This is a genomic window from Cohnella sp. GCM10027633 (assembly GCF_042675445.1).
Taxonomy (GTDB): Bacteria; Bacillota; Bacilli; order Paenibacillales; family Paenibacillaceae; genus Cohnella.
The window spans coordinates 35,097-52,153 of sequence record NZ_JBHTGV010000009.1; the positions used below are offsets into that span (position 1 = coordinate 35,097).

Annotated in this window: 14 protein-coding genes; 1 reads left to right on the forward strand and 13 read right to left on the reverse strand. The window is 60.3% G+C overall.

The features are described 5' to 3' along the window. Positions 1-23: 23 nt before the first annotated feature. Both ftsX and ftsE read right to left on the reverse strand, forming a co-directional pair. Entirely contained in the window at positions 24-941 is a 918-nt protein-coding gene (gene ftsX, locus ACFQZG_RS18970; protein WP_378155330.1) for a permease-like cell division protein FtsX, read from the reverse strand. Further along, the gene (gene ftsE, locus ACFQZG_RS18975; protein ID WP_378155332.1) at positions 931-1,617 is read right to left on the reverse strand and encodes a cell division ATP-binding protein FtsE; all 687 of its coding nucleotides are present in this window, start codon (positions 1,615-1,617) and stop codon (positions 931-933) included. The genes ftsX and ftsE overlap by 11 nt, the downstream gene beginning before the upstream one ends. A 304-nt stretch (positions 1,618-1,921) precedes the next feature. Here ftsE and ACFQZG_RS18980 point away from each other — a divergent pair, with 304 nt between their 5' ends. Continuing rightward, entirely contained in the window at positions 1,922-3,361 is a 1,440-nt protein-coding gene (locus ACFQZG_RS18980; RefSeq protein ID WP_378155334.1) for a VanW family protein, read from the forward strand. Between the two features lie 344 nt (positions 3,362-3,705). Here ACFQZG_RS18980 and argH read toward each other — a convergent pair whose 3' ends face one another. The 11 genes from argH to ACFQZG_RS19035 form a co-directional block, all read right to left on the reverse strand. Continuing rightward, positions 3,706-5,121, reverse strand: a complete 1,416-nt coding sequence (gene argH / locus ACFQZG_RS18985; protein ID WP_378155336.1) for an argininosuccinate lyase — start codon at positions 5,119-5,121, stop codon at positions 3,706-3,708. A gap of 147 nt (positions 5,122-5,268) precedes the next feature. After that, positions 5,269-6,513, reverse strand: a complete 1,245-nt coding sequence (locus ACFQZG_RS18990) for an argininosuccinate synthase (protein WP_378155338.1) — start codon at positions 6,511-6,513, stop codon at positions 5,269-5,271. Positions 6,514-6,563: 50 nt separating this feature from the next. Further along, positions 6,564-7,496 (reverse strand): ornithine carbamoyltransferase, encoded by a 933-nt coding sequence (gene argF, locus ACFQZG_RS18995; protein ID WP_378155593.1) that lies wholly within the window; start codon positions 7,494-7,496, stop codon positions 6,564-6,566. Between the two features lie 44 nt (positions 7,497-7,540). Further along, entirely contained in the window at positions 7,541-8,734 is a 1,194-nt protein-coding gene (locus ACFQZG_RS19000) for an acetylornithine transaminase (protein ID WP_378155340.1), read from the reverse strand. Positions 8,735-8,746: 12 nt separating this feature from the next. After that, positions 8,747-9,538, reverse strand: a complete 792-nt coding sequence (gene argB, locus ACFQZG_RS19005; RefSeq protein WP_378155342.1) for an acetylglutamate kinase — start codon at positions 9,536-9,538, stop codon at positions 8,747-8,749. A gap of 13 nt (positions 9,539-9,551) precedes the next feature. Then, on the reverse strand, positions 9,552-10,781 hold the full coding sequence (argJ, locus tag ACFQZG_RS19010) for a bifunctional ornithine acetyltransferase/N-acetylglutamate synthase (protein WP_378155344.1): 1,230 nt from the start codon (positions 10,779-10,781) through the stop codon (positions 9,552-9,554). 28 nt (positions 10,782-10,809) lie between these two features. Beyond that, the gene (argC, locus tag ACFQZG_RS19015; protein WP_378155346.1) at positions 10,810-11,862 is read right to left on the reverse strand and encodes an N-acetyl-gamma-glutamyl-phosphate reductase; all 1,053 of its coding nucleotides are present in this window, start codon (positions 11,860-11,862) and stop codon (positions 10,810-10,812) included. A gap of 221 nt (positions 11,863-12,083) precedes the next feature. Next, the gene (locus ACFQZG_RS19020) at positions 12,084-12,911 is read right to left on the reverse strand and encodes a YitT family protein (RefSeq protein WP_378155348.1); all 828 of its coding nucleotides are present in this window, start codon (positions 12,909-12,911) and stop codon (positions 12,084-12,086) included. A 245-nt stretch (positions 12,912-13,156) separates the two neighbouring features. Then, complete coding sequence (locus ACFQZG_RS19025; RefSeq protein WP_378155350.1) at positions 13,157-14,773, reverse strand: bifunctional diguanylate cyclase/phosphohydrolase; 1,617 nt, start codon at positions 14,771-14,773, stop codon at positions 13,157-13,159. 53 nt (positions 14,774-14,826) lie between these two features. Next, positions 14,827-16,659: a SpoIIE family protein phosphatase gene (locus tag ACFQZG_RS19030; protein WP_378155352.1), complete on the reverse strand. Its 1,833-nt coding sequence runs from the start codon at positions 16,657-16,659 to the stop codon at positions 14,827-14,829. Next, a complete protein-coding gene (locus ACFQZG_RS19035) occupies positions 16,656-17,057 on the reverse strand; it encodes a DUF1987 domain-containing protein (RefSeq protein WP_378155354.1) in 402 nt (133 codons plus the stop codon). Before ACFQZG_RS19035 ends, ACFQZG_RS19030 begins: the two co-directional genes overlap by 4 nt.

Sequence of the window (17,057 nt, forward strand, 5' to 3'; positions counted from 1 at the left end):
TGTATCCTCCTTCTGACCTAACGTCAGACCTTCAAATACTTGCGTACGGACAGCGTGCTGCCCCATATGCCTAGCAACGTGCCCAGCGCGAGGATCGAACCGCCGACCACGAAGCCCACTTCGTTCAGCGACAAATATTCGATCTGATACAGCCCGATCGTCGAACTCGTCTCGCTCATCATCTTGCTGTAGCCGAACATCAGGACGGCGGTCGTAAGGAACGAGCCGATGAAGCCGATGATCGCGCCTTCGATGAAGAACGGCCAGCGGATGAAGCTGTTCGTCGCGCCGACGAGCTTCATAATCGAAATTTCGCGGCGTCTGGCGATGATCGTCATCTTGATCGTGGTGGAGATAAGGAACATGGCCATGGCCGCCAAGCCGACGACGATGAAGAGGCCGATGTTGCGGATCGCGTTCGTGATTTTGAACAACCGTTCGATCGCGTCCTTGCCGTACTTCACTTCCATGATCGACTTCTGCGGGTCGGTCTCGTTCAGCGCCTCGATCTGCTTGGCGACGAACCCGATCTTCTGAGGATCGAACGCTTCGACCTCGAACATGTCCGGAAGCGGATTGTTCTCGTCCTCGTAGCCTTCGAGCGCGGCTTTGCCCGCGTCTCCCATGCTCTCGCGGAACCGCTCGAGCCCTTCCACCTTCGAGACGAACGTGACGCTCTTCACTTCGGGAATGCGCTTGATCGATCGTTCGATCTCCTCCGTCTTCGTCTTGTTGATGTCCAGTTGGAGGTAGACGCTGATCTGCGCTTGGCTGTCGACTTGATCGGCGATCTTGTTCACGTTCAGCGCGAGCAGCATGAAGATGCCGAGGATGAACAGCGAGACGGCGATCGAGCTGATCGAGGCGATGGACATCCAGCCGTTGCGGCCGACGTTCTTGACGCCTTCCCGGAGGTGGCGGGCTACGGTGCTAAATTTCATAGCCGTATTCCCCCCTCATCTCGTCGCGCACGATATTGCCTCTCTCGATCGCGATGACGCGCTTGCGCATCGTGTTCACGATCTCCTTGTTGTGCGTGGCCATGACGATGGTCGTACCGCGGAAGTTGATCTCCTCGAGCAGCTTCATGATGCCCCACGACGTCTCGGGGTCCAGGTTGCCGGTCGGCTCGTCCGCTACGATTACGGCGGGGCTGTTGACGATCGCGCGGGCGATCGCGACGCGCTGCTGTTCGCCGCCGGACAGCTGGGCGGGCAGGCTGTTGGCTTTGTGCTTCAGTCCGACGAGCTCGAGCACTTCCATCGTGCGGCGGCGAATGACGCGGCGAGGCGTCTCGATGACTTCCATCGCGAAGGCGACGTTCTCGTACGCGGTCAAGTTCGGAAGCAGCTTGTAATCTTGGAAAATAACGCCGATATTGCGCCGTACGAACGGGATTTTACGATGCTTAAGCTTGCCTATATTGAATCCGTTGACGGAAATCTGTCCTTTGGTCGGCACTTCTTCGCGGTAAATGAGCTTCATGAAGGTAGACTTGCCCGCGCCGGACGGTCCGACGACGTATACGAATTCGTTGCGGTCTATGACGATGTTAATGCCCTGTAGGGCCGTGGTTCCATCGGGGTAGGTCTTCCAGATGTCCTGCATATCTATCACGGTTAGGATCACTTCCTGTTAAGATTCAGACCTTAGATACTTCGACATCATGACCTATATTCCTCTCTTTGTCGATGAATCGATAGGGAAATCTGTCGATATAAAGCCCGAGCGCCTTAGTCCGGCAACGACTTTAACTAATTTTTAAAAATTTTTTAATCTTGGAGGAGAACCATTCGCGGGCGCTTATGTATATATGAGTAGAGAAATGTACGAGGGGTCCGTTCGTCCCGGCGACGGGAGGACTTCGGTACGATGGCGCGCGCTCAGTCTGCGGATAGCAAGGAACGGGAGAGGGATGCAGATGAGAAAAGGGTGGATCTTAACGGGGGTATTGGCGTTCGCGATCGCGGGCTTCGGCATCGCGATCGGAGGCGCGATGGCGTACGGAAGCGAAGACGCGTTGCCGGAAGGGTTCGCGGTGGCCGGATTGGATCTCGGAGGCGTATCGGCCGGCATCGCGCTGGACCGGGTGCACACTCGCGTGGCGGAATGGGAAGCCGAATCGGTCGCCGTATCGGATGCCGCCGGCTCGCGCTTAGGAGCGCCCTCGCTGACGGTCAAGGAGCTCGGAATGAGCATCGACGTCTCGGATGGGGTCGCCGCGATCGAGAGGTTCCGCGATCTGGGCTGGTGGGACAGAGCGAAGACGAGGTACCGCGGGGATGTCGGCGGAACCTACGGCATGAAGGTGAATTGGGACGAGTCCGCGTTCCGGGACGCGGCGAACCGGACCTGGCGCCCGCTGGTCATCGGACAGCCGAAGGACGCGACGAGAACGATCAACGCGCGGGACGAGGTCGTCTATACGCCCGAGACGCTCGGCCGAACGCTGGACGTCGCCGGGATGCTGGACCAGGTGCGCGAGCTCGCTCCCTCGTCTCTCGCGGGCGATCCGGCGATCGAGCCGCACGAGCTGAAGCTGACTATTTTCGAATCGTATCCGGAAGTGACGGTGGAGAAGCTCAAGGCGGAAGGCCTCGAGCGGAAAATCGCCGAGTTCACGACGTCGTTCACGACGAGCGGCGAAGGACGGTCCCATAACGTCACCGCGGCCGCCAAAGCGCTTAACGAGACGTTGCTCATGCCGGACGAGGTGTTCGACTACGGCAAGATCGTGCAGCTGGCCGAGGACAAGTACGGCTGGAAGGAAGCGCCCGTCATCTTGAAGGGCAAGCTTACGCCGGGCATCGGCGGCGGCATATGCCAAGTGTCCAGCACGCTGTACAACGCCGCGCTCCTCGCCGGTCTCGATATCGTGGAGCGCCGCAACCATTCCCTCGCCGTGCATTACTTGCCGGCAGGGCTCGACGCGACTTACGCGGACGGCTACATCAACTTCAAGTTTCGCAACTCGACCGGCAAGCAACTGCTCATCCGCACCGTCGTCGAGAACAAGAAGCTGACCGTCAAGCTGTTCGGCACGCTGCCCGAGAACGTGACCTACAAGACCGAGACCGTGGAGATCAAGATGAATCCGCCGAAGACGGTGTACGTCGCCAACGACAAGCTTACGCTCGGCAAAACGAACACCGTGCAGAAGGGCGAGCCCGGCTTCATCGTCGAGTCGTACCGGATCAAGCTCGTCGACGGCGTCGTCGCCGAACGCAAGCGGCTGTCCAAGGACACGTACCGCGCGACCGACGCGCTCGTCGCGGTCAACCCGGCCGACGAGCGGCTGCAGCCGGCGGACGACGGCAAGCCGGCGCCTACGCCGGACGCGGGGCCGATCGAGCCGGTGTGAGGAATTGCGGGAAAGACCCGGGCATGTGTGGCATGTGCCCGGGTCTTTTTGATTTGGTGCGGGGGTGGAATCGGAAGTAACGCGGAATTTCCGGGTTACTGGGAGGGATTCCGCGGCTCGCGGCGATTTAGCACGGGTATTCCAGGTTACTGGGAAGGAATCCACCGCTTGGGACGATTTAGCACGGGTATTCCGGGTTACTGATAGCGCGGTGGTACCGAGTTACTCGGGAAACCTAGGCTCGGCGTCTCGCAATAGCGCGATGATATCGAGTTACGATGCAAAAAGAGGGTTAACACTCCGGAAATTCTTCCGATGCGTTAACCCTCTCCGCATTTTAACCCTTACTTCGCCTTCGCCGCGTATGCCTCGACCCACGACGCTACGCCGGCGAGGTCCGCCTCGGCGCGGCCGATGGCCGCTTCGACTTGCGGAGTCGCGGTGCCGCCGTAGACGTTGCGCGCGTTGACGACCGCTTCCGGCTGGAGCACGTCGTAGATGCGCTCGTCGAACAACGACGAGAACTGCTTGAACTCTTCCAGCTTCAGATCGAGCAGGAACTTGCCCTGCTGGATGCAGTACAGCACCGTCTTGCCGATGACTTCGTGCGCTTGGCGGAACGGCATCCCCTTGTTCACGAGGAAGTCGGCGATGTCGGTCGCGTTCGAGAAGTCTTGGTTGACCGCGCGGCGCATGTTCTCCTTGCGCACCTTCATCGTCTCGATCATCGAAGCGAACAGTTGAAGCGCGCCCTGCAGCGTCTTCACCGTGTCGAACATGCCTTCCTTGTCTTCCTGCATGTCCTTGTTGTAAGCGAGCGGCAGCGACTTCAGCACCGTCAGCAAGCCGACGAGGTTGCCGTACACGCGGCCGGTCTTGCCGCGCACGAGCTCCGGCACGTCCGGGTTCTTCTTCTGCGGCATAATGCTCGAGCCGGTGCAGAACGCATCGTCCAGTTCGACGAATTGGAACTCGGTCGACGACCAGAGAATCAATTCTTCGCTCAAGCGCGACAAGTGCGTCATGATCAGCGACGCGTTCGCGAGGAACTCGACGATGAAGTCGCGGTCGCTGACGGCGTCGAGGCTATTCTCGTACACGCGGCCGAAGTTCAGCTGCTGCGCCGTGAAATGGCGGTCGATCGCGAACGTCGTGCCCGCGAGCGCCCCCGCTCCGAGCGGCAGCGCGTCGATGCGCTTGTAGCTGTCCTGCAGGCGCTCGATGTCGCGTCCGAACATGGACACGTACGCCATCAGATGATGCGCGAACAGAATCGGCTGCGCGCGCTGCAAGTGCGTGTAGCCCGGCACGATCGTGTCGAGATTCTGCTTGGCTTGTCCGACGAGCGCTTCTTGCAGCTTGCGGAGCTGCTCGACGAATTCCACGACGCGCTTGCGCAAGTACAGGTGCATGTCCGTCGCGACTTGGTCGTTGCGGCTGCGCCCGGTGTGCAACTTGCCGCCGACCGGTCCGATCTCGTCGATCAGCGCCTTCTCGATGCTCATGTGAATGTCTTCGTCGGCCACGACGAACTGGTGATCGCCGCGCAGGATGCTCTGGCGAACCTTGAGCAGGCCGTCCTTGATCTTCTCGACGTCGTCCGCCGGCAGAATGCCGCACTTGCCGAGCATCGTTACGTGAGCCAGGCTGCCTTGGATGTCTTCCTCGGCCAGCTCCTTGTCGAACGTGATCGACGCCGTATATTCTTCGACCAGTTGGTCGGTTTGCTTCGTGAATCTTCCGCCCCACAGCTTGCTCATTGCGTTACCCCTACCCCTCGGAATGTTAAACTCGCCGATAACGGCAAAAGGGGAGCCGGAACCGCGAGGGTGCCTCCCGCATAGCCCCGCCCGAGGCGGGGGATGGTTCGGCAGGCCTCGCGGCCCTTTCTCCCAATTTGGTGTTGCTTATCGATTAATGCCCGAAGCGCCGTTCACGCCGGAAGATACCTTCAGACGCAGCGCGTTCAAGCGGATGAAGCCGGTAGCGTCGCCTTGGTCGTACGCCTTCGTAGGATCCGCTTCCATCGTCGCGATATGCGGATTGTACAAGCTGACCGGACTCTTCAGGCCTGCGGCCATGATGTTGCCCTTGTACAGCTTCAGGCGGACGGTGCCCGTCACGTTCTTCTGGCTCTCGTTCACGAGCGCTTGGATCGCCAGACGCTCCGGCGCGAACCAGAACCCGTTGTAGACGAGCGAGCTGTATTTCGCGATGAGGGAGTCGCGCAAGTGCATCACTTCGCGATCCATCGTGAGCGATTCGATCTTGCGATGAGCGGCGAACAGAATGCTGCCGCCCGGCGTCTCGTATACCCCGCGGCTCTTCATGCCGACGAAACGGTTCTCGACCATGTCGACGCGTCCGATGCCGTGCTTGCCGCCCAGCTCGTTCAGCTTCTCCATGACGTCCAGCGGGCTGAGCGCCTCGCCATTCAACGCCACGCAGTTGCCGCCTTCGAAATCGAGCTCTACGTATTCTGCCACGTCGGGCGCTTTTTCAGGCGATACGCTCAATACGTACATGTCCTGAACGTCGTCCGCGCTGGAATCGAACCACGGATCCTCGAGCACGCCGCTCTCGAAGCTTATGTGCAGCAGGTTGCGGTCCATCGAATAGGACTTCGCCGCGGACGCTTGCACGTTGATGCCGTGCTTCTCGGCGTAGGCGATCATCTCCGCGCGTCCCGGGAACGCTTCGCGGAACGCTTCGTCGCGCCACGGCGCGATAACGCGGATGTCCGGCGTTAGCGCGGCTGCCGTCAGCTCGAAGCGGACTTGGTCGTTGCCTTTGCCCGTCGCGCCGTGCGCGATCGCGGTCGCGCCTTCGGCGATGGCGATCTCGACCATGCGCTTGGCGATGAGCGGACGCGCGATGGACGTGCCGAGCAAGTATTGGCCTTCGTACAGCGCGCCGGCTTGGAACATCGGGTAGATGAAGTCTTTCGCGAATTCCTCGCGCAGGTCGTCGATGTATACTTTGGACGCGCCGGTCTTGATCGCTTTCTCCTCGAGGCCGTCCAGCTCATCCTTCTGGCCGATGTCCGCGGTGAAGGTGATGATCTCCGCGTCGTACGTTTCCTTCAGCCACGTCAGGATGACCGAGGTGTCGAGACCGCCGGAGTAGGCGAGAACGATTTTTTCTTTAGCCATGGGTTCGTTGAAGCTCCTTCGTATCGTTAAAATAATTGCTTATCTCTGGATTACATGATCGCGGCCATGATGGCCTTCTGCGCGTGCAGCCGGTTCTCCGCTTCGTCGAAGACGACGGAATGCTTGCCGTCGATGACGCCTTCGCTCACTTCTTCGCCGCGATGGGCAGGCAGGCAGTGCATGAACAGGTAGTCGGACTTCGCCGATCCGACGAGGTTCTCGTTCACTTGGTAGCTCTTGAACGCTTGCTCGCGGACTTTCTGCTCCTCTTCGAAGCCCATGCTCGCCCAGACGTCGGTGTAGACGATGTCGGCACCTTCGACCGCTTCGCGCGGATCGCGCACGATGTCGACGCGGCCGCCCGTTTGCGCCGCGACTTCGCGGGATTGACGGACGACTTCCGCGGATGGGTCGTACCCTTCGGGGGAAGCGCTAGCGAAGTTCATGCCGAGCTTGGCGGCGCCCATCATGAGCGAGTGCGTCATGTTGTTGCCGTCGCCGATGTAGGCGATCTTGAGCCCTTCCAGACGTCCCTTCTTCTCGAGCACCGTCTGATAGTCGGCGAGCGCTTGGCAAGGATGGGATTGATCGGACAGCGCGTTGATGACCGGAATCGTCGCTCCCCGCGCCAACTCGATCACGTTGCGGTGACCGAACGTGCGGATGATGATGCCGTCGAGGTAGCGGGACATCGTCTGCGCCGTGTCGCTGATCGTCTCGCCGCGGCCCATCTGAATGTCGTTCTTGCTTAGGAACAGCGCGTGGCCGCCGAGCTGGAACATGCCGACCTCGAACGACACTCGTGTGCGCGTAGACGATTTCTCGAAAATCATCCCTAGCGTCTTGCCGAGCAGAGGTTGGTAAACTTCGCCGGCATTGCGCTTGCGCTTGAGCTCGATCGCGAGATCGAGCAGGTAACGGATCTCTTCGGGGCTATAATCGCTAAGTCCGAGGAAGTCTCTGCCCTTCAGGCGCAAAGCCATCTCTTCTTGATTAAGCGTCGTATGCAATGGAAATCCCTCTCTTCCTATGGACGCGCGGCGGTCGCCGCGACGTGCTCCGTCAATACGGTCGCGATCAGGTTCACCGCGGTATCAATGTCTTCGTTGGTGATGATCAGGCTAGGCAGCAAGCGAATGACGTTCGGGCCCGCCGTGACGACGAGCAAACCGCGCTTGTGCAGCTCCGATACCAGATCCGCGACCGGTTCGTTGCACAGAATGCCGATCAGCAGCCCTTTGCCGCGAATTTGATCGACGATCGGCAGTCCCCCGAGCTTCTCTTGCAGCTGCGCGAGGAGATACTCCGATGCGGCAGCCGCGCGAGCGACGACGTTGTCCTTCAAGTACGTCTCGATCGTCGCGACGACCGCCGCCATGGCGATCGGCGTGCCGCCGAACGTCGTCGCGTGCGCGCCCGGCACGAAGCCGTTCACGACGTCACCCTTCGCCAGCATCGCGCCGACCGGGAAGCCGCTGCCGATGCCCTTGGCAAGGGTGAAAATATCCGGTTGCACGTCGTAGTGCTCGTGGGCGAACAGCTTGCCCGTGCGTCCCATGCCGGTTTGAATCTCGTCGATGATGAGCAGCAGGCCGTGCTTGTCGCACAGCGCGCGGACTTGGCGCAAGAAGTCCGGATCGACCGGAATGACGCCGCCTTCCGCTTGCACGAGCTCGAGCATGATCGCCGCCGTATGTTCGTTAATCGCCGCTTCCAGAGCGGGAATATCGTGCAGCGGCACGTTGTAGTTGAAGCCCTGCGGCAGCGGTTGGAAACCTTCCTTGACCTTGTCTTGGCCGGTCGCGGTCAGCGTCGCCAACGTACGTCCGTGGAACGACTGCGTGAACGTGATGATCTCGTAACGGTCTACGCCTCTGACCTTCTGCTGATAGCGGCGAGCAAGCTTGATCGCCGCTTCGTTCGCTTCGGCGCCGCTGTTGCAGAAGAACACCGCGTCGGCGCAGCTGTTCTCGACGAGCAGCTTCGCCGCCTTCTCCTTGTTCGGGTTGCCGAACAGGTTCGAAACGTGCCACAGCTCTTCGAGTTGGGCCTGGACCGCGTTCTTGACGCTATCCGGGGCATGGCCGAGGTTGGCCACGGCCAGACCGCTCATGAAGTCGAGGTACTCCTTGCCTTGGTCGTCCCATACGCGCGTTCCCTTCCCTTTCACCAGCGTGATGGGATAGCTGGCATACGTGTTAAACAATGCGCTCTCGCTCATGTCGATCTCCCCTTATCCGCGTTTGATCCGCGTTCCGATTCGGCCTTCCGTTACCGCCCGGCTCAACACGCGTTCCGCCGAGCCGTCCACGATCAATACTTCTTGAACGTTGCCGTGCAAGCAGCTCATCGCGGCGCGCACCTTCGGGATCATTCCGCCGTAGATTTCGCCGCTGGCGATCATCTCTTCGATATCCGCGAACGTGACTTCCGGCAGCACCGTCTTCTCGCCGTTCACCGTCCGCATAATGCCCGGTACGTCGGTGACGACGATCATCGTGTCGACGCCGAGATGCGAAGCGACGGCGCCGGCCGCCGTGTCCGCGTTAATGTTATAGCGCTGGCTCGCACCGTCGATGCCGATCGGGGCGATGACGGGCAAGTAGCCGAGCGCGATGATCCCTTCGATAATCGCCGCGTTCACGCCGGTCACGTCGCCGACGAGGCCGACTTCGTCGCTATTGGCGACGGGCTTCGCTTCGATCAGGTTGCCGTCCGTGCCGGACAGGCCGATCGCCTTCGCACCGTTCTTGCCAAGCTTGCGCACGATCTCCTTATTAATGCGACCGGCGAGCACCATCTCCACGACGTCGAGCGTCGCCTCGTCGGTTACGCGCAAGCCGTTCACGAACCGGCTCTCGATGCCCAGCTTGCCGAGCGTCTCGTTGATCGCCGGGCCGCCGCCGTGCACGATGACCGGCTGAACGCCCCGCTCCTGCAGCTCGCGCAAATCTTCGAAGAACGCGTCGGGTAGCGCGGCCAGCGTGCTTCCGCCGCATTTCATCACGAATCGTTGTGTACTCATGTCCGTCGCTCCCTTACGTCCGATAGGCGGCATTAATGCGCACGTAATCGTACGTCAGGTCGCAGCCCCAAGCGAGCGATTTACCGCTGCCCATGTTCAGGTTCACATGGATTTCGACGGTATCGCCTTTTAAGTATTCCAGCGCGACGTCTTCATCGAAGACGACCGGGCTCGATTGCTCCAGAACGAGAATGTCGCCGAGACGGATATCGACCGTGTTCACGTCGACCGGCACGCCCGCGCGGCCTACGGCTGCGATGATCCGCCCCCAGTTCGCGTCCGCGCCGTAGACGGCCGACTTCACGAGGCTCGATCCGATGATCGTCTTCGCGATCGCCTGCGCGTCCTCGTCGCTCGCGGCGCCGACGACGGACGTCTCGATCAGCTTCGTCGCGCCCTCGCCGTCGCGGGCGATCATCTTCGCCAGCTCTTGGCATACGTGCGTGAGTCCCGCGAAGAACGCCGCGTAGTCCGGATGGTCTTGCGTCAGTTCGCGGTTGCCCGCGAGTCCGCTCGCCATCGCGACGAGCATGTCGTTCGTGCTCGTGTCGCCGTCTACCGTGATCATGTTAAAGCTCAGGTTCGTTACTTCGCGAAGCGCTTGCTGCAGCAGGCCGGAGCCGATCTTGGCGTCGGTCGTCACGAAGCCGAGCATCGTCGCCATATTCGGATGAATCATGCCCGAGCCCTTCGCCGCGCCTGCGATCGTGACGGACTCTCCGTCGATCGTCAGCTGCACGCAGCTTACTTTTTTCACCAAGTCGGTCGTCAGGATCGCCTTGCAGAATTCTTCCGCGGCTTGCTCGTCGCCCTGCAGCTTAGACGGCAGCTGCGCGATGCCCGCGTTCACCTTATCCATCTTGAGCAGGACGCCGATGACGCCCGTGGAAGCGACGGCTACTTCGTGCTTGCTCACGCCGAGCGCTTCGGCCATGCGGGACTGCATCTCGCGAGCGTCCGCCTCGCCCTGCGCACCCGTGCAAGCGTTGGCGTTGCCGCTGTTGACGAGCATCGCGCGGAGCGTGCCGCCTTCGTTCAAGCTCTCGCGCGTCACGAGCAGCGGAGCCGCTTGGAATAGGTTCGTCGTATATACCGCGGCCGCGGCCGCCGGAACATCGCAGACGACGACGCCGAGGTCGTTGCGATCGGTCTTCTTCAATCCGCAGTGCAAGCCGGCCGCCTTGAAGCCCTTGGGCGTCGTGACGCCGCCGTCCTGCACGATCGTAAACAGCTGTTGTCCCATTATGTCCGTCTTCCCTCTCGTCCGTGAATTATGGATAGACCGGCGTGAACGCCAGCCCGAGCGTCTCGTCCCAGCCCATCGTCAGGTTCAAGTTCTGAATCGCTTGACCCGCCGCGCCCTTGACCAGGTTGTCGGTAACCGAAATGATCGTGATGCGCCCCGTCCGCTCGTCCGCGGAGAAGCCGATATCGCAATAGTTCGTACCCGAGACTTCCTTGGTCGCCGGCAATTGGCCGTTCGGACGAATCCGGACGAACCGTCTGCCTTCGTAGAATTGACGGTACAGCTCGTTGAACTGTTCCGCGCTGCGATTCTCCGTCATCTTGGCGTACATCGTCGATAGGATGCCGCGCGTCATCGGCACGAGATGGGGCGTGAACGTAACCATGACCGGCCGTCCCGCCGCTTCGGACAGCACTTGCTCGATCTCGGGCGTATGCTGGTGCGCGTTGACTTTGTAAGCTTTGAAATTCTCGTTCAGTTCGGAAAAATGAGTGCCGAGGCCGGTGCCGCGTCCCGCTCCGGATACGCCGGACTTCGCGTCGATGATGATGCTGTCCGGATCGATCCAGCCGGCTTGAACCGCCGGATACAGGCCGAGCAGCGACGTCGTCGTGTAGCAACCCGGGTTGGAGACGAAGTCCGTCTTCGCCACTTGGTCGCCGTACACTTCCGAGAGACCGTAGACGGCGCGCTCGACATCGGCCTGTTGCGCCGGCTCGTGCTTATACCACTTGCGGTACGTCTCGCCGTCCTTCAAGCGGTAGTCGCCGGACAGGTCGATGACCTTCAAGCCGGCGGCCAGGAATTCCGGCGCGAGCTTCATGCTGACGCCGTGCGGCGTCGCGAGGAACACGACGTCGGCTTTGCCGCGGATGAGCTCCGCGTCGACGCCGTCGAGCAGGTCCGTGTGAACGGCCGTCAAATGCGGGAACGAATCCGCAAGCGACGTGCCGGCAGCCGACGACGAGATGACCGACGTTACCGTTACGTAAGGATGAGATTGAAGCAGTCGAATGAGTTCAACGCCGCCATAGCCGGTAGAACCGACGATCGCAGCGCGGATATGCGCAGTATTCATTGTCATTCCTCCATGCCGATTCGCGATATTCGGACGCGCGAGCGTGTGTCCATAAACAGCCTGCAACCCCGTCCCGTCCATAGAAAACCACACTCATTGTACCGAATAAATGGAAGGAATGAAAGCCGATTTCGCAAGGACTGATGATGAATTATTATACACTCGAAGTATTATTTATACAACAATATTCACAACATTTTCACGAATTGCCGTCCACCTTATTAGAGTTGCTTGTCGTCGTAGAATCCTTCGCCCAACACCTCGGCCGCATTGCTGATGATGACGAAAGCGTCCGGATCCGCGTCGCGCACGAGCAGCTTCAAACGCGTCACCTCGTTCTGCCCGACGACGACGAGCAGCACCGGCCGTTCGTCCCCCGTATACCCGCCGACTCCCTGCAACCTCGTCAAGCCTCTGTCCAAATCGTGCAGAATCGCGTTCGATACGATATCCGGCTGCTTCGAGATAATGAATGCCGCCTTCGAGGATTGCGCGCCCGTCTGCACGAAGTCGATCGTCTTGCTCGTCGCGAACAATCCGATCAGCGCGTAGAGGGCATTCTCTAGCGAGATGAATAAGCCCGCCGACAGGATGACGCAGCCGTCGAACACGGCGACGGCAAGGCCTAGGCGCAGACCGGTCAGGCGATGCAGGATTTGCGCCGCGGTATCGAGACCGCCCGTCGAGCCCCGGCCGCGGAACACGAGCCCGAGTCCGAGTCCGACGCCGAGACCGCCGTACAGCGCGCCGAGCAGCGGCTCGTGCGTCGGCGGCTCCCAATGGGAAGTGAGCAGGACGAACAGCGGCAACAGCACGGATCCGACCGCCGTCTTGACGCCGAATTGCTTGCCGAGCACGAGAATGCCCGCGATGAACAGCGGAATATTGAGCGTCCATTGCACGTAAGCGGGCGGAATATCGAAGAGCGAATTGACGATGACGGAAATACCCGATACGCCGCCCGAGGCGATCTTGTTGGGCAACAGGAACAGATTGAAGCTGACGGCGATCAGGAAAGCCCCGATCAGCAGCGCCGCATAGTTGAACATCGTCCGGAGCGCCGGCGATGCCGTTCGTCTGCGCCGGTCCCTTTTTGGCCCTTGCGGCGAGTGTCGTTGATTGCTTGGATGGGATGATTGTCGGGTCATCGCTTCTGATGCGCACCTCCTCGTGTCGTCATGTACAGCTTGTACCCGTATTGTACAAAATATGAAAGATCTGCCTCGGATGCGAGCAGATCTTCCGTTATGCGGTGCCTATTCGTTTATAACGTCTATACCGACGTTCGTTAGGCTTACATGGCCTTGTCGATCCAGCTGACGAACACCTCTACGACGAGCGGATCGAACTGCGTGCCGCTCTTCTCCATAATCTCGCCGATCGCTTCTTCCTTCGTCAACGGCTTGCGGTAAGACTGCGCGTGCGTCATGATATCGTACGCGTCGACGAGCGCGAGCAGCCTGGACATCTCCGGGATTTGCTCCTGCTGAAGCCCGTACGGATAGCCTTTGCCGTCCCATCGCTCGTGCATAGACAGTATCGCTTCCGCCAGCGCGGGCTCTCCGAGAGAGAACGCCAGCCGGTAGCCGATCTCGCTGTGCGTGCGCATAATGTCCCATTGCTGCGGCGTCAAGTCGCGATCGTGCCGGAACACCTCTCGCGGAATCGCCATCTTGCCTACGTCGTGAAGCTTGACGAGAAGCTGCAGCGTGTTCATCTGGGCGGAATTGCGCGAGATGCCGAGGCGCTCCGCGAGCTCGACCGCCATCGTCGTCAGCCGCTCGATGTGGGCGGGATCCTCGATGCCCGTCTCGTACATCGTCTCGGAAATATCCTCGATAAGCTTCTTGCGGACGTTGCGGCTCTCGATGAGCTTCTTCTTGTACATCTCCTTCTCCGCTTGCTGGAACAGCTGCGCGTAATCGCGCGCGCCGGGTCTCGCCGTCGCCGTTCCGATCGCCATGCTGATCTTGATCGGATCGGGCGCCGTGGCCGCGCATGCTTCGTTCAGGAGCGCCACTTTCTCCGCGCAAGCCTTGGCGTCCGCTCCCGGCAGCAATACGAGGAACTCGTCGCCGCCCCACCGGACGCAGACGGCTTCGGCGCCGAACGATCGTTTCAGCAACGAGGCGCTGCGGACTAAGAGCTCGTCGCCGCGCAGATGTCCGAACACGTCGTTCACGAGCTTAAGTCCGTTCATGTCGGTCATGATCATGCTAAGCGGCGCGTCGACGGGCTCCCGCCCTTCGTTCATTCGCCGCTCGATATAGCTGCGGTTGTACAAGCCGGTCAACGTATCGTGCGTACTCAGATATTCAAGCCGCTCCCGGGATTGCTGCTGCTCGGTCACGTCGGTCAGAATGATCATGATCCGCGCGTCGTCTTCGTCTCCCGCCTTCTTCACGATTCGTTTGTATTCGATCCGTACGAGCAGCCCGTTCCTCTCGAACTCGCAAGGCAGTTGCTTGGCGTAAGCTTCCGCGTCCGCCTCGTTCTCCAGCATATGGGCGAGGAGGGCTTCAGCCTCCCCTCGCCGGTCCGGATCGTTCGGCCAGATCAGCTCGGCGAACGGTTGCCCCGCCAGCTTGCGACCGAGAATCCGTTTGCATTCGGCGCTGGATTGCTTCTGAACCTTCAAGTCGCCGTCGATCGTCAGGAACCCTTGACCGGCGCTGTCTAGCATCGACTTCAGCTCGGTCTCCATCCGCATGAGCGCGAGGCTCTGCGAGTCGCTGATGTTCCAGATCTTGCCCGTCTCCCGCATGAACTTCTCGTATCTCTCCAGCAGCGCCGCATAGCCGGCCTTCAGCTCGTTCGACTGGTGAATGTCCGCCTGCAGCTCTCTGCGAGCCGCGGCGATCGCCCGGCGCTCGTCCGCGAATACTTCCAGCTCTTTCTTCCGCTTTCCCATGCGTCACCGCCTCATTGCGTATTTCGGTTGTCGTTGCCCTTGCCGTGTCAGCGTTATGCCTTCGGCTTAGGCAAGAAAGCCACCAGCGTCATGTCGTCTCGTTGCGGCTCGCTGCCCATGTAAGCGGCCAACTCGCTCTCGAACCGTTCGCGTTGCTCGGAGAGCGGTTTGTCGCGATGCCGCGACAGCCACTCCATCAGCCGCGTTCTACCTAGCGAAGACGTGCTGCCTATCGTATTCTGGTCTACGATGCCGTCGGTGAAGAGATAGAATACTTGTCCGGGCGCCGCCTCGAACCGGTGATCGGTATACGCGATGTCGACCGGCGTTCGGCGGTAACCGATCTTGCGCTTGTCCCCTTTGACGCTGCTCATCCCGTCGCGACCGGCAACCGCCAGCGTAACGCCGGTGCCCGCATAGACGGCGCTATCGCCGGCGAGGAACATCAAGCCGAGATCGAGTCCGTCGTCGGACAATCCGTCCCGATCCCGATCCATCTGATTGAGCGTCTCCTTCAACAACACATTCAGCTTGCCAAGCACGACCGCAGGCGATGCGTTGCCGCCCTGGTCCGCGATGCGGTCGAGCAACGAGACGCTCAGCATCGTCATGAGCGCTCCCGGCACGCCGTGGCCGGTACAATCGCCTACGGCGATCCATCGGACGTCGCCGACTTGCTTGACCCAATAGAAATCTCCCCCGACGACGTCCCTTGGCTTCCATATAGCGAAATGATCGGCGAAACTGCCGGCCATCGACTCGGAAGGAGGCAATACGGACTCTTGAATCCGCTTCGCGTAAACGATGCTGTCGGTCATCTCCTTGTTGCGCTCCGCCAGTTCCTTCGTGCGGGCTTGCACGTTACGCTCCAGCTCCGCGTTCATGAGCAATGCCTGCTTATACGGGTCGGCGAGCTTCCGAGAGATATAGACGAAGAAGAATACGATAAGCACGACCGAGACGAGCACGGCAAGCGCGGTGTTCAGCTTGATTGAATTCAGGAACCCGACCGTCTCGCTGCGCGGAATTTGGGCGATCAGCCGCATGTCCGCCGATTGGATCGGATAGCTGATCATGTCGACCCGCTTGCCTTCCTTGTTCTCGGCTTCGAGAATGAGCTGTTCGCCCGGCTTCGCGAGCTGCAAGCGATCGATCGTCTCGTACGCCAAGTGTTCGCCGATCTTATCCCCCGTCTGCGCGAACGAATCGGACAGATGAATGGTGCCGTCCGGACCGACCATCCACAGATGGCTGTCGGGACCGTACTTGTAATTCACGAATTCCTCGGACAGCGCCTTCAGGCTCATGCCTACGCCGGCGACGCCGAGCGGATTCGCCAAGTCGCCGATTAGCACGTTGACGAACACGAACGTATCCTGTCTGCTCTCGTCGGTATCGACGACGACGTGCGTCCGCTTCCCCGAGGCCAACGTCTGGAAGAACCATTGGTCGTCCGCCTTGTTCCGGTCGATCACCTTGAACATGCGGCCGGTCTCCGCCCAATATTGGTTCGTGACGGCGCTCACGACGAAGGAGTTAGTATAGTCGAAGGACTTCGGAAGAGAGACGAGTTGTTCCAGCACGATCTCGCCTAACCGACCGTCCCGTTCTCCTTCGCTTACCCATTCGGATACGGCCGGATCCTGCGCCAACATGACGGACGTCTCGATGGCGCGCTCGATTCTCGCTTCGACCTGGTTCGAGATCGACTTGGCGGTGCGGACGAGATCGTTCGCCTTCAACCTCTCGAGCACTTCGCTCTCGGCGATGCGATAAGACAGAATGCCGGTTATGCTCGTCGCGAACACCAGCAGGATACCCGCGAGAACGATGACCCGGAACACGCTCCGATCGTACTTCAGCTTCGCGCGCCCGCCACCGCTCATTGGTCGGCCGACTTCGCGATGATGTCGAACGGCAGCGTTAGATCCTCCTTGAACTCTTCCGCGCACTCCAGCTCGCTCTCGTTATCTTCGTCGTACAGCCACCGTACGGAGACGCGATGTCCGTCCGCGTGCGCTTCCTCCAGCTTCTCGAGAAACATCAGCAAACATTTCGTGCTTGTCGTATTGATATAGGGAAGCTGCAGCTCCACGGACACTTCGGTACCCGGCGCAAGCTGGGCGAAATAGTCGTCTAACCATTGCAGCAGCGGTTGGTAGAAGGCGAACGCGTTCTCCGGATACGATTGGCCGATGACGGATAGCCGGTTGCCGACGGAATCGAAGCGCACTTCCGGCGTGCTTCTCGTCGCCTCTAGGCGGATTTCGCTTAACGTTGCCAT

Excerpts from the sequence above, each read along its gene's own strand:
- argH (WP_378155336.1), bottom strand. The coding sequence starts at position 5,121 with ATGAGCAAGCTGTGGGGCGGAAGATTCACGAAGCAAACCGACCAACTG.
- ftsX (WP_378155330.1), bottom strand. The coding sequence starts at position 941 with ATGAAATTTAGCACCGTAGCCCGCCACCTCCGGGAAGGCGTCAAGAAC.
- ACFQZG_RS19035 (WP_378155354.1), bottom strand. The coding sequence starts at position 17,057 with ATGGCAACGTTAAGCGAAATCCGCCTAGAGGCGACGAGAAGCACGCCG.
- argC (WP_378155346.1), bottom strand. The coding sequence starts at position 11,862 with ATGAATACTGCGCATATCCGCGCTGCGATCGTCGGTTCTACCGGCTAT.
- ACFQZG_RS19020 (WP_378155348.1), bottom strand. The coding sequence starts at position 12,911 with ATGTTCAACTATGCGGCGCTGCTGATCGGGGCTTTCCTGATCGCCGTC.
- ACFQZG_RS19000 (WP_378155340.1), bottom strand. The coding sequence starts at position 8,734 with ATGAGCGAGAGCGCATTGTTTAACACGTATGCCAGCTATCCCATCACG.
- argB (WP_378155342.1), bottom strand. The coding sequence starts at position 9,538 with ATGAGTACACAACGATTCGTGATGAAATGCGGCGGAAGCACGCTGGCC.
- ACFQZG_RS19025 (WP_378155350.1), bottom strand. The coding sequence starts at position 14,773 with ATGGGAAAGCGGAAGAAAGAGCTGGAAGTATTCGCGGACGAGCGCCGG.
- ACFQZG_RS18980 (WP_378155334.1), top strand. The coding sequence starts at position 1,922 with ATGAGAAAAGGGTGGATCTTAACGGGGGTATTGGCGTTCGCGATCGCG.
- argF (WP_378155593.1), bottom strand. The coding sequence starts at position 7,496 with ATGGCTTTGCGCCTGAAGGGCAGAGACTTCCTCGGACTTAGCGATTAT.
- argJ (WP_378155344.1), bottom strand. The coding sequence starts at position 10,781 with ATGGGACAACAGCTGTTTACGATCGTGCAGGACGGCGGCGTCACGACG.
- ACFQZG_RS18990 (WP_378155338.1), bottom strand. The coding sequence starts at position 6,513 with ATGGCTAAAGAAAAAATCGTTCTCGCCTACTCCGGCGGTCTCGACACC.
- ACFQZG_RS19030 (WP_378155352.1), bottom strand. The coding sequence starts at position 16,659 with ATGAGCGGTGGCGGGCGCGCGAAGCTGAAGTACGATCGGAGCGTGTTC.